General features: G+C 58.5%; 17 protein-coding genes, 1 pseudogene and 1 riboswitch. Of the genes and pseudogenes, 5 read left to right on the forward strand and 13 right to left on the reverse strand.

The annotated features are described in order from the left end of the window. Nucleotides 1-218: 218 nt before the first annotated feature. Entirely contained in the window at nucleotides 219-1,313 is a 1,095-nt protein-coding gene (locus ACVWXZ_RS12820; RefSeq protein ID WP_457404155.1) for a hypothetical protein, read from the forward strand. Nucleotides 1,314-1,736: 423 nt separating this feature from the next. On the opposite strand, the gene ACVWXZ_RS12825 is transcribed toward ACVWXZ_RS12820, so the two are convergent. The 8 genes and pseudogenes from ACVWXZ_RS12825 to ACVWXZ_RS12860 form a co-directional block, all read right to left on the reverse strand. Then, on the reverse strand, nucleotides 1,737-2,873 hold the full coding sequence (locus ACVWXZ_RS12825; protein ID WP_457442041.1) for an aminotransferase class V-fold PLP-dependent enzyme: 1,137 nt from the start codon (nucleotides 2,871-2,873) through the stop codon (nucleotides 1,737-1,739). A 270-nt stretch (nucleotides 2,874-3,143) separates the two neighbouring features. After that, on the reverse strand, nucleotides 3,144-4,769 hold the full coding sequence (locus ACVWXZ_RS12830) for a peptide chain release factor 3 (RefSeq protein WP_457406537.1): 1,626 nt from the start codon (nucleotides 4,767-4,769) through the stop codon (nucleotides 3,144-3,146). A 303-nt stretch (nucleotides 4,770-5,072) separates the two neighbouring features. Further along, complete coding sequence (locus ACVWXZ_RS12835; RefSeq protein WP_457388006.1) at nucleotides 5,073-5,906, reverse strand: hypothetical protein; 834 nt, start codon at nucleotides 5,904-5,906, stop codon at nucleotides 5,073-5,075. A 1-nt stretch (nucleotide 5,907) separates the two neighbouring features. Further along, on the reverse strand, nucleotides 5,908-6,708 hold the full coding sequence (locus ACVWXZ_RS12840) for a ParA family protein (RefSeq protein WP_414351212.1): 801 nt from the start codon (nucleotides 6,706-6,708) through the stop codon (nucleotides 5,908-5,910). A 158-nt stretch (nucleotides 6,709-6,866) separates the two neighbouring features. Beyond that, on the reverse strand, nucleotides 6,867-8,051 hold the full coding sequence (locus tag ACVWXZ_RS12845; protein WP_457442034.1) for a pyridoxal phosphate-dependent aminotransferase: 1,185 nt from the start codon (nucleotides 8,049-8,051) through the stop codon (nucleotides 6,867-6,869). Between the two features lie 57 nt (nucleotides 8,052-8,108). Then, nucleotides 8,109-8,711: a hypothetical protein gene (locus tag ACVWXZ_RS12850; protein ID WP_457440793.1), complete on the reverse strand. Its 603-nt coding sequence runs from the start codon at nucleotides 8,709-8,711 to the stop codon at nucleotides 8,109-8,111. Between the two features lie 61 nt (nucleotides 8,712-8,772). Continuing rightward, nucleotides 8,773-9,684 carry a cell division protein FtsX gene (locus ACVWXZ_RS12855; RefSeq protein ID WP_414373412.1) on the reverse strand — a complete coding sequence of 304 codons (912 nt, stop codon included), beginning with the start codon at nucleotides 9,682-9,684 and terminating at the stop codon, nucleotides 8,773-8,775. A 93-nt stretch (nucleotides 9,685-9,777) separates the two neighbouring features. Next, nucleotides 9,778-10,380, reverse strand: a pseudogene (locus ACVWXZ_RS12860) (ABC transporter ATP-binding protein); the annotation flags it as partial. Between the two features lie 146 nt (nucleotides 10,381-10,526). Further along, nucleotides 10,527-10,731, forward strand: a riboswitch (cobalamin riboswitch). A gap of 466 nt (nucleotides 10,732-11,197) precedes the next feature. Here ACVWXZ_RS12860 and metE point away from each other — a divergent pair. Further along, nucleotides 11,198-13,462 carry a 5-methyltetrahydropteroyltriglutamate--homocysteine S-methyltransferase gene (gene metE / locus ACVWXZ_RS12865; protein ID WP_011433481.1) on the forward strand — a complete coding sequence of 755 codons (2,265 nt, stop codon included), beginning with the start codon at nucleotides 11,198-11,200 and terminating at the stop codon, nucleotides 13,460-13,462. A 177-nt stretch (nucleotides 13,463-13,639) separates the two neighbouring features. Here the strand turns inward: metE and ACVWXZ_RS12870 are convergent, their stop codons facing one another. Further along, entirely contained in the window at nucleotides 13,640-14,326 is a 687-nt protein-coding gene (locus ACVWXZ_RS12870) for a cell division ATP-binding protein FtsE (RefSeq protein WP_011433482.1), read from the reverse strand. Between the two features lie 193 nt (nucleotides 14,327-14,519). Continuing rightward, entirely contained in the window at nucleotides 14,520-15,239 is a 720-nt protein-coding gene (locus tag ACVWXZ_RS12875) for a WecB/TagA/CpsF family glycosyltransferase (RefSeq protein WP_457482599.1), read from the reverse strand. A gap of 277 nt (nucleotides 15,240-15,516) precedes the next feature. Between ACVWXZ_RS12875 and ACVWXZ_RS12880 the strand changes: the two genes are divergently transcribed. From ACVWXZ_RS12880 to ACVWXZ_RS12890, 3 genes are all read left to right on the forward strand, one after another. Then, nucleotides 15,517-16,182: a DUF4439 domain-containing protein gene (locus tag ACVWXZ_RS12880; RefSeq protein ID WP_011433484.1), complete on the forward strand. Its 666-nt coding sequence runs from the start codon at nucleotides 15,517-15,519 to the stop codon at nucleotides 16,180-16,182. 170 nt (nucleotides 16,183-16,352) lie between these two features. Beyond that, nucleotides 16,353-16,739, forward strand: coding sequence for a plastocyanin/azurin family copper-binding protein (locus ACVWXZ_RS12885; protein ID WP_457404145.1), 387 nt, complete (start codon nucleotides 16,353-16,355; stop codon nucleotides 16,737-16,739). Nucleotides 16,740-16,748: 9 nt separating this feature from the next. Then, a complete protein-coding gene (locus ACVWXZ_RS12890) occupies nucleotides 16,749-17,261 on the forward strand; it encodes a hypothetical protein (RefSeq protein ID WP_457404144.1) in 513 nt (170 codons plus the stop codon). 5 nt (nucleotides 17,262-17,266) lie between these two features. On the opposite strand, the gene ACVWXZ_RS12895 is transcribed toward ACVWXZ_RS12890, so the two are convergent. From ACVWXZ_RS12895 to ACVWXZ_RS12905, 3 genes are all read right to left on the reverse strand, one after another. Beyond that, on the reverse strand, nucleotides 17,267-17,518 hold the full coding sequence (locus ACVWXZ_RS12895) for an RNA-binding S4 domain-containing protein (protein ID WP_414347935.1): 252 nt from the start codon (nucleotides 17,516-17,518) through the stop codon (nucleotides 17,267-17,269). Beyond that, nucleotides 17,518-18,924 (reverse strand): NAD-dependent succinate-semialdehyde dehydrogenase, encoded by a 1,407-nt coding sequence (locus tag ACVWXZ_RS12900; RefSeq protein WP_457404142.1) that lies wholly within the window; start codon nucleotides 18,922-18,924, stop codon nucleotides 17,518-17,520. Before ACVWXZ_RS12900 ends, ACVWXZ_RS12895 begins: the two co-directional genes overlap by 1 nt. A 129-nt stretch (nucleotides 18,925-19,053) precedes the next feature. Then, nucleotides 19,054-20,334 (reverse strand): serine hydrolase, encoded by a 1,281-nt coding sequence (locus ACVWXZ_RS12905; protein ID WP_457404140.1) that lies wholly within the window; start codon nucleotides 20,332-20,334, stop codon nucleotides 19,054-19,056. Nucleotides 20,335-20,765: the final 431 nt, after the last annotated feature.

Here is a 20,765-nt window from a genome sequence, read left to right on the forward strand (position 1 = left end):
CTTGGCTCATAAGTTCATTGTACTTCATCAAAGCGCATTCCTCCCGGCACTGACCCTACGGGTACAGTGCGGGGCTCCTGCGATTTCTAGCTGAACCGAGGCTCACGGTATAGTGGTTCAGGCGAATCCGATGAGTGCAGAGGGATCCCTGCCCATCCTTCAACCTAGTCCGGTTGGGTCGAACCCTCGCCAAGGTGTCTGTTGTGGAGAGGAGATGAATGCTGAAGCCAAAGCGTGCCTGCCGGCCCCTGCTGCCGACTTGTGGGGGCTCGGATTCCCCCACCGCAAAAGGTTGCCCTGCTGTAGCTTATATAACTTTGGCGCTCTTGGCGCTCAGCTTGGTCGGTTGCGGCGAGGGAACAACTCCCCTGGGCCCACTGGAAAATGTCTTTCTGCGGGCAGATGATTTTGAAATTACAGGGGGATCCCCGGCAGCGGGCGCAGTGGGGCCCTACCTACAGTTCAACATGCGGCGGCAGCGGGATAACCAAATCCTAAATCGCCCCCTTAATGTCTATGTGGACAATGCCGGGCTGGCAGAAAGGCGGAATCCCCTTTTGGATAACCAAAACCGTCCTATTCTCTTACAGCGCTCGGTGGCCTTCTTGGGCAATGGGCTGGATCTGAACAGAGATGGCCAGCCGGATCTGCCCCCCAAAGAACCCCCCAACTTCACCAGTGGCCCGCTGCTGCCCTACACCCCGCCCAATCAGTGGCAAAGCCGGGCTGCCCTTGCCTATGTCCCCGGACAGGCCAATATCCCCGGACGGAGTCCCAGCGACCGCTTTGGCATCTACTTTTCTTCCATCCTGCCCTACACCGGGCAGCTTCGCTTTCGCGCCCGCGACGAGCTGGGCAATGCCTTTGCCCGCACCTTTGAGGTCACCTACCCGCCGGCAGCCAGCCGCGCCACGGTCACGGTTACCTTGGCCAACCTCACCGCCACTGCCCAAGAGCCGGTTCTCATTGCCATTTGTAACCAGTTGGGAGCTGCTGCCGTGGTGGGCCTGCGGAGTGGCACGTTCACCGAGCTGGTGGATCTCCTGCCGGCCCCAGGGCTGCCGGTAGATCCCACCTTGAGCGAGCCCATCCGCTATGTGGCCGAGGCTTATCAATTTAACCGCGATCGAGCCGTCATCCGCGTTTCCCAGAATCCCACGGATCCCAGCCGCATGAGCGTTCCTCTACTGGGATTTGAAGGGACAACCGGTCGGGCAGATCTGACGCTGGTGAACTCCGCAGGGGATCGGCTGACTTGCTTCAACGATCGGCTTTCGGATCTGCGGGATACGTTTTCTGACTTTTTCAGATAGTCAATTCAAATAGCAATGAGACACTGGCCAGTAGAATAGTCCGACTCGCAAAAGCAGGCCTTGTCACTTCATCAACAGAAGTTCCTCCATCTGCATGCATCCTTGCCCTCTTGAAAGCACTGCGGTCGCTTCAAACTAGATTGAGACGCTCCCCAAGCGTTCCGCGCTGCTTTTACCGACTCCCATACCCTTCCCTTCCGCTGTATGACCGGCTCTGTACGTCTGTGGGTCTGCTCCCTTCCTGGACATGCCCTACGACTCTCTCTCAGGTCAAGGCTTCTTTACTGAGGTCTACTGGCATGCCATCCTACCTGTAACGTCATCTCATCCTCAACTGAATTGACCATAGATCTGGAATCGTTTTACTGGTGTGCGAAGCAACTATACTTGCAATGTCGTGAAAGCGGCTCAACCGACAAAACCTCAGGGCAGATGCTGCAAGGCCAGCGCCAACTGTTCGTACTCTGCCAAATGGTTGTAGACCTGAGCCGAGATGCGTACCCAAAGCTGCCCGGCGAAGGGGATGATCGGAACCTCAATGCGGTACTTGTACCAGAGGTAATCGTGAAGCCGACGGGCGCGCTCCTCAAGAGGAAGCTCAGGGATCCACTGCTGCCAAAATGGCGGCAAGGGTAGGGTGGCCATAAAGCCCAACATCTTTTCGGGGGCGGGCGGGATCCCCTCAAGAGCCTCCAAGAGCAACTGCCGCGCCTGCAGCAGCAGAGTGTGGTTGTGCTGACGGATGTTGTCCAGTCCCACCCCTTGGATAAACGCCAGGGCTGCTGAAATGGCCAACCAAGCGCTGGGATCCCGTGTGCCCACCCAGTCGAACTCCGCTGTGAACCCTTGCCCATAGCCGTGGGAGATCACCGTAGGATGAGTTTGGGCCTGTCGATAGGGGGCCACCCACAAAAAGGCACAGCCTTTCGGGGCAAACAGCCACTTGTGGGCATTGCCGGTGTACCAATCGGCTCCTAGCTTTTCCAACTCCAAGGGGAGAACTCCGGGGGCATGGGCGCCATCCACCAAAACCGGGATCCCGCGCTCCCGACAGAGGCCGATCAGCTCAGGCAGGGGGTAGATCAGAGCCGTAGGCGAGGTGAGGTGATCCAACACCGCCAGGCGAGTTTGGGGAGTGAGGATGGCCTCGAAGGCCGCGATAACCTGCTCTGGCCCCGCAATGGGGAAAGGGATCTGCGCCTCAACTGGGATGGCTCCCCACTGGGCACAGATGTACTGCAATGCCTGACGAACAGCCCCGTAACCGTGGTTGGTGCAGGCGATCTGATCCCCTGGCCGGAACCGCAGCGAGCGCAAAACGGCATTGACCCCGCTGGTGGCATTTTCCACAAACACCAAATTTTCGGGTTCGGCCCCGACGAAATGGGCCAGTTCTGCTGCCGCCGCCCGCAAGGCTCGAGGAAGTTCCTCTCCCATAAACTGCACCGGCTGAGCCTCAAGGCGTTCCCGCCATACACTCTGGGCCTGCAACACCTTTTTCGGGGTCGCGCCGTAGGAGCCGTGATTCAAAAAAACGGCTTGCGGATCCAGTCCCCACAAGGAGCGTTCGCAAAGCGGTGCATCGGCGCTGAGGGCAGAGCTAAAGCGAGGAGAAGTGGATCCCAGGTTGGAGAAGAAAGGCATGGTTCACTCCCTCTGTCCCTGGACGATGCAGGAAAAAGATGGGGGAATTGCTGCGATCTGTGTGAGGGGTTTGCTCAGAAATCCGAAGATATCAACACCTATCAACACCGCTGATGTGGAGACCAATGGCATCTCGACTGAATGTCAGAACCTAAGGCTCTTTGAGACGGATTCTCTTAGGTTGATCTATTGGCCGTCACCCAATTCTGGGCCGAGATCCGAGATAGGGGCAATTTTGCTGAGCTTGATTTTAGGGTTGCTGGCAGCAAATTGCTGTAAAGTCCACTCGTTCTTAAACAGAAGAACGGGCCTGTCTTGAATGTCTTTAACAACTAGGGTGTTAAACAAGCTGGGGATGTTCTCCAGCGCCTTCCAGCCATTCTCGACCCAGCGAGCCAGTGTGTAGGGCAACATCTCCAGTCGGGTTTCGACGTTGTATTCACTTTCAAGGCGATACTGCAAAACCTCAAACTGCAACTGGCCCACCGCTGCCACAATCGGATCCCGTTTGGAATCGTCGATAGAGTACATGATTTGTACAGCCCCTTCTTCCCGCAGTTCCGCTACCCCTTTCTGGAACTGCTTAAATTTGGAAGGATTGGGATTCTTCAAGTAGGCAAACAGCTCAGGAGAAAAGCTAGGGATCCCGGCGTAGCGCAGCTTCGGGCCGGTGTAGATGGTATCCCCAATGGTGAAGATGCCGGGATTATTCAGGCCGATCACATCCCCAGGGTAAGCTTCATCGATGGAGATGCGCTCTTGAGCAAACAACTTCTGGGGATAAGATAGGCGAATGGGACGATTGAGTCGGGCATGGTTGACCACCATATCCTTCTCAAACTTGCCGGAACAGATGCGCACAAAAGCAACGCGATCCCGATGGCGGGGATCCATGTTGGCCTGCAGTTTAAAGACGAAGCCCGTAAACTCAGGATGTTCGGGCGGGATCAGTCCGGCAGTGCTCTCGTGAGGCATTGGCGGTAAGGAATACTCCAAAAATGCATTGAGGAAAAGCTCCACCCCAAAATTGGTCATGGCACTGCCGAAAAAGACCGGGGTTTGTTTGCCAGAATGCACCTGTTTTAGATCCAAGGTGGGCATGAGACCATCCAGCAGTTCCAGCTCTTCCTTGAATTGGTAATACAAGTCCTTGTCGATCAACTCCTCAATTTGCGGATCCCCAAGTTTAATGACGGTATCTTGAACTTTTAGCCGCCCCCCAGATACCCGCTCAAAGAAATGAAACTCCTGAGTTCGGCGGTCAAATAGCGCAGTAAACCGCTCGCCTGAGCCAATTGGCCAGTTGACAGGATAGGGCTTGAGGCCCAGTTCTGTCTCAATTTCATCCATCAGCTCCAAGGGATCCCGACTTGGGCGATCCATCTTGTTGATAAAGGTAAAAATCGGCAGCCCCCGCATCTGACACACTTCAAACAGCTTGCGGGTCTGGGTTTCCAACCCTTTGCCGGCATCTTCCAGCATCACGGCATTGTCAGCCGCTGCCAGGGTGCGATAGGTGTCTTCGCTGAAGTCCTGGTGGCCGGGAGTATCCAGCAGATTGAGACGAATGTTGCGGTAATCAAATTGCAGGACGGTAGAGGTGATGGAAATACCCCGCTGCTTTTCCAGTTCCATCCAGTCGGAAGTGGCCCGCTTTTGCGCCCGACGGGCCTTCACAGCTCCCGCTTCTTGAATGGCCCCCCCGTACAACAGCAGCTTTTCGGTGAGGGTGGTCTTCCCCGCATCGGGATGGGAAATAATGGCAAAGGTGCGCCGTTGCTCTACAGCTTTGGCCAAATCAAGTTCTTTCATCAACTGTTGCCGCTCCACTACAACCTGGTCGTTTTAAAGAAGATGACGTTGCAATGCTGTCCCCTAAACGATGGGAGAAATAGGGAGAAGATAGAAAAACAAAAGTGAGAAGTAGGGTGAATAATGCACTTGATGATAATGGGCTTGGGTTGCCGCCAGGTAGCGAGGGGGAGAGAGCACAGGCCGAAAAGCGCGAAAAGCCAACAGAACCATTTTGACCCTAGCACAGGAACAGGGATCCCTGTTGTCTGGCATACTGGCGGAGATCTTGAGGGGGAATTTCCCAGGCCAACCGGCCAGAACTCAAAGCAGATGCTGCTCGTTGTTGTTGCGCAACGCTGACGTGAAGAGCAGTTGCTCAATCGTGGCAATGGTGAAGTTTTGGCTGATCACCAGCCGCTCGACGCGAATGCGGTGGGCTTGCAGGAGGCAATCTTGCTGCAAGGGCTTGGGCAATTGTTCCCAATGATCCAGCAGGACTTCCAGCAAAATCTCGCCCGGTAGCCCGGTGGCGCTTTCCAGGGATCCCAGCTTTTCTACCCTCTCGGCAGACCATTTGAGGGTAAGCTTTTGCAGGCCCAGTTGTGCATCCAGAGCCTCGCGGGGATCCGACTGGGCAGTGTGCCCATGATAGGCGCCATTGCGGCGAACCCCATTGCCGGTGCCGGCGGTAGCAGGGGGCAAAAGCTCGGCTGGCCCTTCGGTTGGCGGTGGAGTACCGGCCCATTTGGCCGGACTGACCTGGGGTGGGGAGACAACCCTTTCCACCTCGACCGGAGCGGGCGACAAGTTGGACAAGGGATCCGCATCCCGAGAAGGAGCTTCAGGTGTGGAGAGCACACTGGCCAGGAGAGGCATCCGTCCTGCGTCTGGTGGGGTTGTGGCAACCTGGCACAGAGGGGACGAGGCGGCGGCAGATGGATCGGGCTCAACATCTAATGCCGCAGGGTGAGGCAGATCCAGGGAATCCGTCCCCCTGTTGTCCTCTGGACGGTGCGGAGCCTCAACGCCATCGGCAGCCGTAGGCGCAAGTTCCATCGGCTCTGGCTGCTTATTCACCCCCATGCGCGAGAGCAGATCCGCCTTGGTGGGGCCGGTGGGCAATTTTTTTTTGGGAGGCTTCTTGGCGGTAGCCATGTTAGCGGGCCTCCAGCACAGCCTTGAGGATCTCGCGATAAGGTTGGGCCAGGAGATCTTCCCCTGCCTCCGCCAAGGACCAGCCCATGCTGTTGGTTTGCTGAACGACCGTACTTTGCCGCACCGGCGTAAAAATGGGGATCCCTTGCATCATTTCCGCCAAGGCTTCCACCGCGGCCCGCGACATTTTGGTGCGGTTGTTGCCCACCCACTGTTCCCGTGTGGGGAGCACCCCCAAAAACTTGGGCACATGAAAATCCAGCTCTTCCAATTCTTTCAACAGCACCAGGGTACTTAGGGCCCCCATCACCCCCTTTTGGGTACATTCCGTCGGCACCACCAGCAGATCGGCGCTGAGAATGCTGTTGTAGGTGAGCAACCCTTTCGAGGGGGGGCTGTCGATGACCAAAAAGTCATACTCCGGCAAAATCGGTCGCAAAGCCCGCTTCAAAAACAGCTCCCGCCCCGGCTCCATTACGATCGCATCCATAGCCCGCGAGAGACTGTAATCGCTGGGGGCCAACCACAGCCGCTCCTGGCGATCCTCATTCAACGGCGGACGGATAATCTCCCGAATGTGAACCCGATCCGCCCCCGGCAAAATCGTCTCGGCAATGGTGGCCGACTCCGACAGATCCGTCCAGCCCATCCACTGGCTCAGGTTGCCCTGTGGGTCAAAGTCAACAGCCAGCGTCTTGCCATGCTCGGCCAGCATGATGGCCAAGTTGAGGGCGGCTGTGGTCTTTCCGGATCCCCCACTCAAACAGGCAACGGTGATGACAAGCGCCGTTCTGCCAGACATGAGTTATCCCCTCGTAGCCCATCCCCTAACACTATAGCTAGGGTTAAGCAATGGTGTTCACACTTCAGATAGGGATCTCGCCGCTGGGAATGGCCTACAGGGATCCAGCCGCTGGGAGCTGAGCTTCCTCAGTTCTTTTCGATCCTCGGATTGAATTCTCAGAGGGAAGACACAAACCGGTGCAGCCGCTGCAGCCCTTTTTCGAGGGTGGTGCGGTCGGCAGCGTAGGAAAGGCGAATGTAGGAATCTGCCCCAAAGGCTACCCCCGGCACAGCAGCCACGTGGTGTTCCTTGAGCAGCTGCCGGCAAAACTCCACCGAACTTAACCCGGTTTGGCCGATGTTGACAAACACATAAAATGCGCCCTCCGGCTCCGGGCAAGTCACCCCCGGCAAGGTGCGGATCCCGTCCAGCATCAGATCTCGCCGCTGCCAGAATTCTTGGCGCATTTTTTCCACAGCCGCTGCCGATAGGGGGCTGGTCAGGGCTTCCAGAGCACCGTACTGGGCGAAGGTGCAGACATTGGAGGTGCTGTGGCTTTGCAGGTTGATGGCCGCCTCAATGATGGGCTTGGGCCCGGCCAAGTAGCCCACCCGCCAGCCGGTCATGGCGTAGGCTTTGGCGAAGCCACTGCTGAGAATCAGGCGCGGCATCAAGTCAGGGCAAAGGGATCCCAGGCTGATGTGGCGGGCTTGTCCATAAACCAGCTTTTCGTAGATCTCGTCGCAGATCACGTACAGATGGGGGGCGGAGAGGATCACCTCTGCCAGAGCTGCCAGCTCGTGCTGGTGGTAAACGGCTCCGGTGGGGTTGGCCGGCGAGTTGAGAATCAGCAGCTTGCTGCGGGGGGTGAGGGCCTGGCGCAGTTGGGCGGCGGTGAGCTTGAACCCCTGGGCCTCTTCCGTCTGCACCTGCACAACCTTTGCCCCTGCCAAAATGGCAATTTCGGGGTAGCTGACCCAGTAGGGAACAGGCAAGATCACTTCATCGCCGGGATCCAGCAGCACCATGGCCAGGTTAAACAGGGTTTGCTTGCCGCCGTTGCTGATCAGGATTTGGTCGTGGCTGAACTGCAGGCCGTTTTCCTGCCGCAGCTTATCGGCCACTGCTTGGCGAAGGGCGGGGATCCCAGCGGTGGGGCCGTAGCGGGTTTTGCCATCTTCCAGAGCACGGATGGCCGCGGCCCGAATGTGGTCAGGTGTATCGAAATCCGGCTCGCCTGCGCTCAAGCTACACACATCCAGCCCCTCTGCCTGCATGGCTTTAGCCAGAGCCGAAATGGATAGCGTGGGGGAAGGGGATAGATGGGCGACCCGTTGGGACAAGCCGGCAGCAGACACCATCGGTTGGGAAGCTCTTTGGTTTATTTTAAGGTTCTCAAGCAGGGCCAATCTAGATAGCTAGGCTACTGCGGTCAACAGGCGGGTACCATCCACCAACAGCAGTTTGTTGCCCTCTCGCTCTGCCAACAGATCCCAAAACTCGCCCGCCACAGCTCCGGGCAAGAACCCTTCCAAGCGCAATTGCAGAGGAGCAAATTGCTTGGTTCCCTGGGGCTTGCGCCGCACGGTCACCTCAACAAAGCCATCGTGGGGCTCGACAATGCCGCGGATGTTAAAGCCTTCCTCTGTGTCCTCAGGGGCAGGCAAAAACGGTTCTTCTTCCCACTCTGGGTCTTGCTCCTCTTCCGGCAGGGCCAGGATGCGGATGATGCTCAAGCCCAAAGCCCCCCCTGAACGCGGCTGCGGCTGCACGTAGTACCAGTAGGTATGGCCGCTCTTGATGCAGTGCTCGAAGGGGCCGAGAAGCTCGGCGCGTCCGGGGGTAGCCGGATATTCTGCTCCGTCAGAGGCAACCAAGGTTGCCTGCGCATAAGTCTTGGGGATCGATTTCATGGATCCCTTAATCAGGCCCAAAGCGCGGAACTGGTAGGGGTGGGCGGGAGGAGGCAATGGGTTCATGGCGGCCAGATCTTGGAAAGCCAGGGAAGTAGAGTCCATCATCTTATCCTATGGCGATCCTCAGATTGGAATATCCAGGGCTTTCCTCAGCATCGCCTCCAGCTCATCGCCCTGCCGACTTGCGCACCGCGATCAAGCTGCTGGTGGTGCCCAGAAAAACCCCCATCCCCAACAACATCGACGGCAAGAGCCAAAACTCCAGTTGGCTGCGATCTGCCTGCATCACCTTGAGGAAGGGCAAGGCAATCAACTGCTCCAGCAGCTCCTGCAGCAACTGCTGGGATCCCAAGATCAATCCCCAAGCTCCCACTGCGCTGATCACCCCAAACAGGCACCCTTGCAAAATAAAGGGCAAGTAAATCCAGGCTGCTGTCGCCCCCACCAATTGCATCACCTCGATCTCCCGCCGCCGCGCCATGACGATGAGGCGAATGGTGGTGGTGATGACCGCCACCGCTGTTAGGGCCAACACGCCGGTAATGGTCAGGGATCCCAGCCGTAGCATGTCCTGGAGCTGGGCCAGTTGCTCCACAATGCGGTCGCCGTAGTAGACCTCATCCACCCCTTCCAGTTGGCGAATCTGCTCCGCCACTTCCCCCAAGGCTTCGGTGGAATCCGCCTTAACCCGCAGAGCATCCACCAAGGGGTTCTCCCCCAACTGGGTTTCCATGGCCGCCTCGTCTTGGATCCCCATTTCCAGCAAAAGGTTGCGCCAAGCCTGGTCTTTGGTGATGACCTTCACCTCGGCCACATGAGGCAGTTGGGCGACCTGAGGTTGCAGCTCCACCCCCTGCCGTTCCGGCTCCAGGTAGACGGAGATCTCCAGTTGTCCTCCCAGCGACTGCACCGTGGCATCCACGCCCCAGGACAGCTCAACGCCGATCCCCACCAAGAACAGCAACACCAGCAGGGTGCTCACAGCGGCCCAGTTCAGCCAGCCCCCCCGCCGCAACCCCAAAAAAGTCTCCTGTAGGAGATAGCGAATTTTATTGAGAAGTCGGGAGAGAGATTGCATGCTGTTCTCCATCCAACAATCAATGGGCTCAGACCCTTGCCCCCTGGAGCTCAACAGAGCCTGTGGAGAGCAAAATAGGGATCCCGGCAGCCCTCAGCGCAGATCATACAGGCGCCCTCCCTCCATGCGCACCACCCGGTGGCCGGCCCGCTCCACCAGATAGGGGTCATGGCTGGTCATGATGACGTAGCGGCTGCAGAGCCGTTCCAGGAGAAAGCGATCATGACTGATGACCAAAAGCCCCATCTGATGTGCCCGCCCATAGGCCAAGACAGCTTGCCAGATCAGGGCTTGGGTATTGGCGTCGAGCATGGCTGTCATCTCATCTGCAATCAAATAGCGAGTTTGTGGGTTGAGAACCCGGGCGATGACAACCCGCTGCAATTCTCCCCCGCTTAGCTCATGGGGATAGCGGTTGAGCCAACTGGGGGAAATGCCTAAGGTGTGGAGAACCTCTGGCTGGGGAGGAGGCCCTTCCCGCAAGACCTGAGCTATGCGCCAGTGGGGGTTAACGGCCTGCTCTGGATGTTGAAAGACAAGCTGCACTGGGCAGTACCCTCGCCGAGGCAAAGGCTGCCCTGTCACACTCACCCGACCTTGGCTGGGGGTAAGGTAGCCCGCCAGCAACTTGGCCAGAGTAGTTTTGCCAAAACCAGAGGGAGCCATCAGCCCTACGACTTCCCCAAGTTCTACTTGAGAGCAATGCAGGGGGGGAGGATGCTTAGAGGATTCCGATGACTTCCTGCAAGACCGCTGGGTGAAAGGTGAGGTCTGGTAGCTCCAAAGGCTGCTGGCTTGGTGATGATTGAAGCACTCTACTCCCGTCTCTGAACTCCGTGATACGATGTAGCTCAGCTATCGGTTCTGACGGGGATCAGCCGCCAGAGGAAACGGGGAAAGAGCAGTGAGAATCTGCCGCTGTCCCGCAGCTGTGATCCGGTTTAGGAGAAGTCCTGCAGCAAATCTCTAGAGTCATTCGCTGCCGATCCAGGTCTTGTCCCCCAAAACCGTGTCAGTCAGAATGCCCGCCGATGGTTTTTCTAAACTTCACAACATCTGCGAGGTACAGATGGTAACTGTCTTGGCTTTAGCTCGTTTCTGCTTTCGTTATCCTGAGCATTTTCCCGGCGTTGCTCCCACAAGCTTTCGGTACTCCTCAGCAGTAGAAATAAGTCCAAGAACCCAAGCAAGACTCTGAGCCAGTTGGCCGGGAGAGAGTAAATTTTGGGTGCTGTTGCACCAAGATCTATCAAGATCTATCAAGATCTACAGCCCGCCTACGCGAAGGAAAGAGTGAGATGTCAGGCTTCCTGACTTCAATTGGTGGCTGGCAAGTAGCCACTGCGATCGCTGGCTGCGTTGAGTATCTTTTTTGCGCAAAAGGCAGTGTTTTGTTGGGGTTCCAGAGGCAAGAGAGGAACAGCCGGTTTCTTCCTTGGCGGGCGGGATCCCAGTTGAGGGCGAATTGAACGCAGGAAAATTAGAAAACTCAGTATTTGGGATGGCACACAACATGACTGCACAAACCATGACATTGGGGTATGCCCGCATGGGCAAGCGCCGCGAGCTCAAAAAAGCTTTGGAAGGCTTTTGGAGTGGTGCCCTAGGGTCAGAGGCTCTGCTGGCTACCTTTTGGGATTTGGAGACTCAAGCCTGGCAGACTCAGCTACAAGCTGGGATTGATCACATTGCGGTAGGGGATCAGACTCTCTACGACCATGTACTGGACTGGGCCACCTGGCTGGGGCTGATCCCCTCTCGGTTCCGAGGTCTGTCGGGTTTAGACCGCTACTTTGCCATGGCGCGGGGGCGGGAGGGCCTGCCGGCTTTGGAAATGACCAAGTGGTTTGACACCAACTACCACTACTTGGTACCCGAAATTGAGCCGGAAGCCGATCCCAGTCCTAACTTTGGGGATTTTTTGGAAAGAGTTCGGCGGGCCCAAGGGATCCTAGGGGAGCGCACCAGCCCCGTTGTCCTCAGTCCAGTGACTTTGCTCTGCCTTAGCCAGCGATCTGGGGATCTGCGGGCGGACTTGGAAAAGCTCCTTCCTCTGTACCGGGATCTCCTCCAGGAGTTAAAACAGCTGGGGATCCCAGAAGTCCAGATTCACGATCCCATTTTGGTTACCAGCCAGGGAAGTGGCCTGCGGGAAGCTGTGGAAATGAGCTACCGCCAGTTGGCAACCGCCGGGATCCCTGTCCACTTGGTCACCTACTTCGATGACCTGGGGGAGACTTACCCCTGGGTGGTGCAACTGCCGGTGGCCGGCATTAGCCTTGACTTTACCCGTGGCCACACCCTGGATCTGGTAAGAACCTATGGCTTTCCGGCTGACCAGATCCTAGGTGCTGGCGTAGTGGACGCTCGGAATGTCTGGAAGGTTCAGCCTGAGACCGTCTTGGCCAGCCTGCGGGAGCTGCAGGGGGTAGCTCCCAACCTACGGGTGCAGCCTTCCGCTTCGTTGCAATTTGTGCCCCACGACGCTGCTCTGGAAGCCCAGTTGCCAGAACCCCTCAGAAATGTCCTCAGCTTTGCCGAACAGAAGCTGGCCGAAGTAGCTCTCCTGGCGCGAGCCCTCAACGGCGAAGACACTGCTGCCCAGCAGGCGGAAATCCAGCAGCAATGGCAGAGCTTTGCGCAGTTTAGCCCCCCCAACCCCCAAGTGCGCCAGGCTTTGGCCAACCTCAAGCTCCAGGACTTCGAGCGATTCCTGCCCTACGAGCAGCGCCTAAGTCGGCAGGTTCAGCTACCACCTTTGCCCACCACCACCATTGGCTCCTTCCCCCAAACTCCAGAGGTGCGGCAGTGGCGAGCTAAGTACAAAAGAGGGGAGGTTTCGCAGGCGGAGTACGAAGCAGCCATTGACGCTGAGATTGCCAAGTGCATCCGCATTCAAGAAGAGATTGGCCTGGATGTGTTGGTGCATGGGGAATTTGAGCGCACCGACATGGTGGAGTACTTTGCCCAGAAGCTGGAAGGCTTTGCCTTCACTGAACACGGCTGGGTGCAGAGTTACGGCAGCCGCTGCGTGCGCCCTCCCATTCTCTACGGCGACGTGGTTCGCCCCCAACCCATGACAGTGCGGGAATTCCAAGTAGCCCAGTCCCACACCCAAAAGCCGGTGAAAGGCATGCTCACGGGGCCAGTGACTATGCTCAACTGGTCCTTTCCCCGTGTTGATATTCCCCGGCGGGAGCAGGCTTTGCAGATTGCCCTGGCCTTGAGAGCCGAAGTGGCAGATCTGGAAGCGGCTGGAGCGGTGATGGTGCAAGTGGATGAGCCGGCACTGCGGGAGGGGCTACCTCTGAAAAAAGAACGCTGGCCAGAATACCTCAGCTGGGCAGTGGATGCCTTTCGCCTAGCTACCGGCGGGGCCAAGCCGGAAACCCAGATTCACACCCACATGTGCTACTCAGAGTTTGGGGACATCATCGAGCACATTGAGCGGCTGGATGCCGACGTGCTTTCCATTGAAAACAGCCGCAGCAACAACAAAACCCTGCTGCAAATTGCCCAGGCTGGGTATCGTCACCAGGTGGGCAACGGCGTTTACGATGTCCACAGCCCTGCGGTGCCGAGCGTTGAGCAAATCCTGCAGCAGCTGCGCACAGGACTGGCCCACTTGCCTGTGGAGCAAACTTGGGTTAATCCCGATTGTGGCCTCAAGACCCGCCGCTGGGAGGAGGTGATCCCCGCACTGAAAAATATGGTGGCTGCCGCTCATCAGCTAGGGGAGGAGCTTCTGGAAACCCAACCTGAGGGTCTGCGCGAGTAAGGCCCACGACCCGCTGATGTAACTGGTCGGGCTGGCTTGACAAGTCGCCGCGGGCGGTGCCGCTGTTGTGCTGATGCGGCTGGCTTAGGGCCTACGGTCTGCTGATGCAACCGGCAAAGCTGCTCTCCGGGATCTCAAAAAGCTTGTGAAGAGCAAAGTAGGGATCCCAGCAGACCCTCAGCGCAGATCATACAGGCGCCCTCCCTCCATGCGCACCACCCGGTGGCCGGCCCGCTCCACCAGATAGGGGTCATGGCTGGTCATGATGACGGTCACCCCAAAGGAATTGAGCCGCTCCAAAATCTGGAGAACCAAGAGGGAGTTTTCCGGATCTAGGTTTCCTGTTGGCTCGTCCGCCAGCAGCAGCACCGGCATGTTGACAATGGCACGGGCCAGGCTAAGGCGCTGCTGTTCCCCCCCCGAAAGCTCATGGGGAAAGTGATCTCGCTTTTCGGTCAGCCCCACCATCTTTAGGGTCGGCCCGATGCGACGGCGGATTTCTGCGGGGGACAGCCCTTGGGCGCGCAGCACGAAGGCCACATTTTCTGCCAGGGTGCGGTTGGCCAGAAGGCGATAATCTTGGAAAACCACCCCCAAGCGCCGCCGCAACATGGCCAGCGGACGCGGTGGGATGCGGTAGGGTCGCCGCCGCCCTTCAGAAGAAAAGAGACAGACTTGATCGACGATGACCGTGCCCTCGGTGGCCTGTTCCGCCCCGTAGAGCAGTCGCAAAAGAGTGGACTTGCCTGCTCCGGAGACCCCAGTTACGAACACGAACTCGCCGCGGCGCACCTCCAAGTTCACATCCTGAAAAATTAAGTTGCCGTTGGGAAAGACCTTGCTCACGCCCCGCAAGGACACCATGCTGGCCGGGGTTTCCAGGGATCCGGATTGAGTGCTGCCGTAAAAGCCCAGGGTGGCCTCTGGATTGGCCGGGGCAGGGAGATGAGGGGTCGGAGCCGTACCCGCCCAACGGTGTAAGCGAGGAGGATAGCCGATGTGCTGACCGATCACCATAGTAAGCGCCTAGACAGAGGAGGGAGAGAGCGCCGGCAGACTAGGGGCGCAAACGAGAAGAGGGATCCCACAGCACTCGCCAGACAAACTTGGGCAAAGCCAACATGCGTCGCCAGCGCCAGGGTTCCTGATAGAGACGATACAACCATTCCAGGTGATGGTCACGCCACCAACGGGGCGCTCGCCGTTTTTGGCCGGCCCAAATGTCCAAGCTGCCCCCCACCCCCATCCAGATGGCTTGGGGCAAAAGGGGACGCCACTTTTGGATCCACAGCTCCTGCCGCGGGGATCCCAGCCCCACCCACACCAGTTGCGGTCGAAATTCCTGGAGAGCTTGCAGAAGCTCTTTTTCTTCCTCGCTAGAGAAGTAGCCGTGGTAGCCCCAGAGGGCCAAAGCAGGACACTGGGCTTGCCAATATCGAATTGCTGCCCGGTTGACTTCCGGCCTTCCCCCCACCAGGGCCAAGCGCCACCCCCGTTCTGCCGCCAACGGGATCAGGGTTTCTGCCAGCTCGATCCCCGGCACCCGCTGGACGCGGATCCCCTGCCGCCGCAGGGCCCACACCACCCCAATGCCATCGGGGATCACCAGCTCTGCTGCCTGCAGCACCTGGGCAAAGGCGGGATCCCGCTGCGCCTGCATGATCATTTCCGGGTTGCAGGTAACCACCTGAGCGCCCTGCCCCTCCCGAATACGCGCCTCAATCCAGGTGGCGTAGCTCTGTAGGCTGGCCTCCGGCAGAGCAAGGTGCAGGTTCACGCCCAGAATCGCATGGATGGATAACGACACTACCGACCGAATGCTGGCCCCCACTGGAGCCGTTGGACACGCTTTTAAGATAGCCCGGACCTTCTCCCAGAGGGAGAGGGGAGTTCGAGGAGGCATTTCATGGCTATTTGACCACGAAAATCTCTTCCCTCAGGCATCCGCGGCGGCATCCACGGCGTATCTCCATCAGACCAGGCCAGAGGGAATTGCCCGACCCAGAGCAAGCCCCTGAAGGTTGGTTGCCATCTTTCGAGACAGGAGACTTGAGATGAAGACTGCAAAGACTCCCTTCGCTCTGCCTCAATTGGCCGCCGAATGGGATCCCAGCCCTGCAACCTCCCGCCGCAGCTTGTTGTTGGCTGGTTTGCTGGCGGGAGTGGGTGGAGCAATTGGATTGCGCACCCTGCCCGGTGCCGCTCAGTCCAACACTGCTGATATTGCCATTCTCAACGCCGCCATTGACTTGGAACAGCAGGCAATCTGGGCCTACAAAACCGCTGCCGGCAAGTTGAGCAATACTGAGGTGGGCAAGATCGTGTTGGAAGTGGCCACCAAGAACCTGAAGGATCACGAACAGCACCGGGATCTGCTGGCGGGCGCCGTGCGGCAACTGGGGGGGATCCCCTCTCGGGCGCGGGATAGCTACGACCTTTCCACCTACATCGACAACAAAGAAGGCAATCTCGATTCCGATGCCAACATCGCCAAGCTGGCCCTGGCTCTGGAGTTCGATGCGGCCCTAGCCTACAACGATGCCTTTGTCCAGCTTTCCAACAAAGACCTGGTGGCTGCTGCCAGCACCATTGGCCCCAACGAAGTTGCCCATGCCACCGCAATCCGGGCCGTGTTCCACAGCCTTGACCCCAGCATTCTGGTGGTGCCTGCCCCCTTTGTCAGCGCCGAGACTCGGGAGCGCTGGATCCTGAAGGTGTAGAGCTGTTGGTAACCCCTGCCGGCGATGAGGCGATGATCTGCAAAGCCTTCCAACGTCCTCTGTAGGACTTGGGGCTTGGAGATCCAAGTGCTCTGCACTGCTGTCGCAATCGCCTTCTTCTGAGCGCCTCAGCCTTTGTTCTCTTCCTAAACCTGTGTGGAGAAAGTCCTATGCCGATGACGCGGCGGTTGCTGTTGCTCAGTGGGCTGGGATCCCTGCTCAATGCGGGGGCTATCTTGGCTGTGGATCGGTGGCGACAAGCCAGCTCTGTTGCGGGGCGAGATCCTGTCGAGGCAACGGCGGAAGCAGAGGTGATCATTCGCGGGTTTCAATACCTGCCCTCGGAGGTTACCCTCAAGCGGGGGGGCAAGGTGACCTTCACCAACCTGGATTCCACCCCCCACACGGCTACTCCCATAGAGGGAGCGCAATTCCAAGGAACGGGACGGCTGAGGCGCAACGAGAGCAAAGCAGTGGCTTTCGAAGTGGCCGGCATCCAGGACTATTTCTGCGAGATCCACCCCAGCATGGTGGGCCGTATTGTCGTCGTCGATTAGGTGGAGGCCATGCAAACCCCTCTTCCCTTCTGGAACATTTGTCGGCGGGTGTACCTGGTTTGGGCCATTCTTCTGGGGATGGGGTTCGCCGCCACCCAGTTTCACCAAGAGGCCAACATCAACTGGCTGTGGTTGGTGATTTCCCTGGTTGGCTTGGGCTACATGGTGCGGCAGACCAGGCTGCCGGAGTTTCGAACAGCCGGACTGGCCCACCTCTACTTTGTGGGTTTGGTGTGGACGTTGGTGATCGCCCAGGGCATGATCCTCTCGGTGCTGCCCTTTGTCGGACGTACCCCTTTGGCAGCCTTGGGCCAGTATTTGGGGGTGTTCTGGCTGTGGCAAATGGGGCTGGGCCACTGGCTCAACGGCCTGGTGGATCCGCCGCGTCTCCCCTACTGGATCACCGGTGGGATCCAGATCCTGGCCGGAGTTGCCTGCCTGCTGTGGGGGCTGGAATGGCAGTTTGCGGTGGCAGGGGGAATCGGGGCCTTGGCCATGCTTCTTTTGATCCGGTTGCACTGACCCGTTCACTGATCTGACTTTGGGGTCTTATCCAGGCGCACTCGCCAAACTCCACCTCCCACGGCCACTTCATCCCCAGGGCGCAGCTTGCGTCCCCGCCGGGTTTCCACCTCACCATTCACCCGCACTTGCCCCGCTTGGATGAGCTGCTTGGCCTGCCCGCCGGTGGGAACAACCCCCGCCAGCTTGAGGAATTGATCCAGCTTGATTACAGGATCCGTCGCCGGCTGGGGATCCCTTTGAGGAGTCTCCGCCATCACTTCACCCAAAAGGTTTTGACATTTACAAATTCCAGGATCCCTTCCCGGCTCAGTTCCCGTCCATACCCTGAGCGTTTGATGCCGCCGAAGGGAAGGCGCGGGTCGGACTTGACCATGCCATTGATGAATACGGATCCCGCCTCCAGCTCCTCCAGCAGGCGCTCTTGTTCCTCTGGATCGGTTGTCCAGGCGCTGGCACCCAGGCCAAAGGGCGTGTTGTTGGCCAGCTCAATGGCTGCCGACACATCCGGGACGGTGAACAGCAGCGCCACCGGCCCGAACACCTCCTGGTGGGCCACCGGATGATCCGGGGGGATGTCGCTCAGGATTGTGGGCGGGTAAAAATTCCCTCCCCAGGGGGAGCCACCGATATGGACTTTGGCTCCTGCTTGCACCAAAGCCTGCACCTGTCCGTCCACCTCTTGCAGGATGCTGGGGGTAGCCAGAGGCCCCACGTCCGTTTGCGGATCCAAGGGATCCCCCACCTTGAGCTGGCGAAATCGCTCCGTCATGGCAGCCGTGAAAGGTTCGGCGATAGCCCTGTGTAGGATAAATCGTTTGGCGGCAATGCAGGATTGGCCGTTGTTGATCAGACGGGCCGTGACCGCTGTGGCAACTGCTGCCTCCAGATCGGCGCTGGGCAGCACGATGAAGGGATCGCTCCCTCCCAGTTCCAACACCGTTTTTTTCAGATATTGACCGGCCAAACGGGCCAGGCTGGAGCCGGCGGCTTCGCTGCCGGTGAGGGCGGCCCCCCGCACCCGTTCATCCGCCACCACCTCTGCCACCTGGGCTGCTGTGATCAGCAGGGTTTGAAAGACCCCTGGCGGAAATCCCGCCTCCTGAAAGATCTGCTCTAGGGTCAAAGCCGATTGGGGCACGTTGGAAGCATGTTTCAGCAAGAGGGTGTTGCCCGCCATCAGGGCTGGGGCGGCACAGCGAAACACCTGCCAAAAGGGAAAGTTCCAGGGCATCACCGCCAAAATCACCCCCAGCGGCTGGTAGCGGATCCCGCTGCGGCTGGCATCGCTGGCGTTCGCGTAAGCGTTGCGTAGCAATATGGAGCGCTCGGCCAAGAATCCCTCTGCCTCCTCGGCATAGTAGCGACAAACCCAAGCGGATTTTTCCACTTCCGCAACGGCAGAGGCCAAGGTTTTGCCCATCTCCAGGCTGATTAGGCGGCCAAACTCCGCTTTGCGCTCCTCCAGGATCCCTGCCACCCGCTTCAGCCAGGCGGATCGCTGAGCAAACGGGATCCGACGATAGCTCTGAAACCGCTCGTGGGCTTGGGCAATACAGCTTTGGATCTGCCCAGCGTCGAAAACGGGGTAGCGAGCCAATTCCTCTCCGGTGGTGGGGTTGATGCTGACCAGGTGCCCCTTCGCGTAAGCGTTGCGTAGCAATATCGTTTTCCCTCAACGCCTGTTTCTCCACTCTGGCATTTGCGCTCTGCCTGGAATAGTGCTCCGCACTGCTACTGCGTTCGCGTAAGCGTTGCGTAGCAATATGGAAAGATTTGTGGAGTGGAAGACTTAGCGTTCCAGGCTGCCCATGGAGTCCTTGGCCGTTGGATCCTCGGGAGCAGACCAGAACTCGTAGGCTGCTTGCGACAAGCTGGCGATCAGCCCTTCGGCTCTGGGATCGTTGGGGGTTTCTCGCTTCACCCACACCGCCGCCACATAGCGCCGCCCGTTGGGCAAATCCAGGATCCCGGCATCCCCCACCACGGAGCTCAAGGTTCCCGTTTTGTGGGCAATGCGCACCTCTTGAACCAAGTTGGGCCGGAAATAGGAGGGCCGTTGGGTGCGCCAGAGAATGTCCAGAAAACGGTCGCGGCTGCGGCGGCTGAGCATGCGCCCCTGTTCCACCTGGCTGAGCAGCCAAACCATGTCGCGCGGGCTGCTGGTGTTGGTGCCTTCCAGATCCGGTAGCCACCAAGAAATTTGCGTGTGTTGTAGTCCCCACTGGCGAAATTTTTGGTTGAGAGCCTCCTGTCCACCCAGGCGATCGATGATCAGATTGGTGGCGAAGTTGTCGCTGAGGGTGATCATCAGGGTGGCCGCTTCCAAAGCAGAAACCTGGGATCCGAGGGGTCGGGTTTGCAACACACCAGCTCCCCCTCCCTTGAGATCTTCCCGCAGAGTGAGCCTCTCATCCAGCCGCACCTGTCCGGTTTCCACAGCCTGGAAAAAAGCCAAGAGAATGGGGATCTTGATCACGCTGGCGGCAGGAAAAGCCTGATCCGGCCTAACCCCGGCAAAGGCGCCGGTTTCCACCTCCCAGAACAGAGCCCCTGCCGTCAAGCCCGGTTGGTCGGCCAAAGCGGCCAAGCGCTCCTGCAAAGCCGGGATCGCTTCTCCCGGCAGAATGTTACTCGGGAATGCCGACGGGGGAGGATCCCCAAGCTGCGTCGTGGCCTGTTCTATCCGGCCAGCGGTGGTCGATTGCAGCAGTTGCGAGAGGCCCGCCATTGTCAGGCCCAGGATGAGACTTAAGCTCAGTCCCCTGAGCAACACTTGCCCGAGAGATGGAGAACGTCTCAAGCGGCGAGGCCGGGCAGCCCGTTGGCGCAGACGAGCAATGGCTTTCTGGCGAGCAAGACGCAGCGGTTGAGGAGGGGAAACCAATAGGGATCCCCTGGGGGCAGGAAGCAGGCGACCAGATCCCGTTCGCAGCTTTGACTCCGCCGGAGGTGGGACGGCGTTCTTGGCAGGTTGTGGAGGGCGGCGGGGATCCCGCGACTTCTCTGGCAAAGGCCTACGGCCCGCTAGCGCGGATGGATCGGTGCCTTTCTTCTCCCTTGCTCTGGTCATAAGAACGATTGCCTTAACACCATACTTCTGACAGACACTGCTGGCAGTTTCACCGACTCCACCCCGGTGAGCTTGGCTTAATTAAACCCACATTAAACCCACAAATTGGCCAACCTGCCCTGACCTAGATTGCAAAACGCCCATCAAACCGTCCTCGCGACACGAAGCCTAGCAACAACCCCGCCAAAGGCAGGATGAGTCCCTGTTGCCAGAGCATCCACTCGGAGTCGTTTTAAAAACTTAGGTTGATCCGTGACCCCCCTTTCCCTCTGGAAGAGGGGCTGGGAATAGTCGCGGAAGCGGCGCGGAGCGCTTTTGCCAAGTCCAGGAAAACCGTCAGCTAGAAATCGCAGGAGCCCCGCACTGTACCCGTAGGGTCACTGCCGGGAGGAATGCGCTTTGATGAAGTACAATGAACTTATGAGCCAAGT

The sequence above is a fragment of the Thermostichus sp. MS-CIW-38 genome, assembly GCF_054058415.1.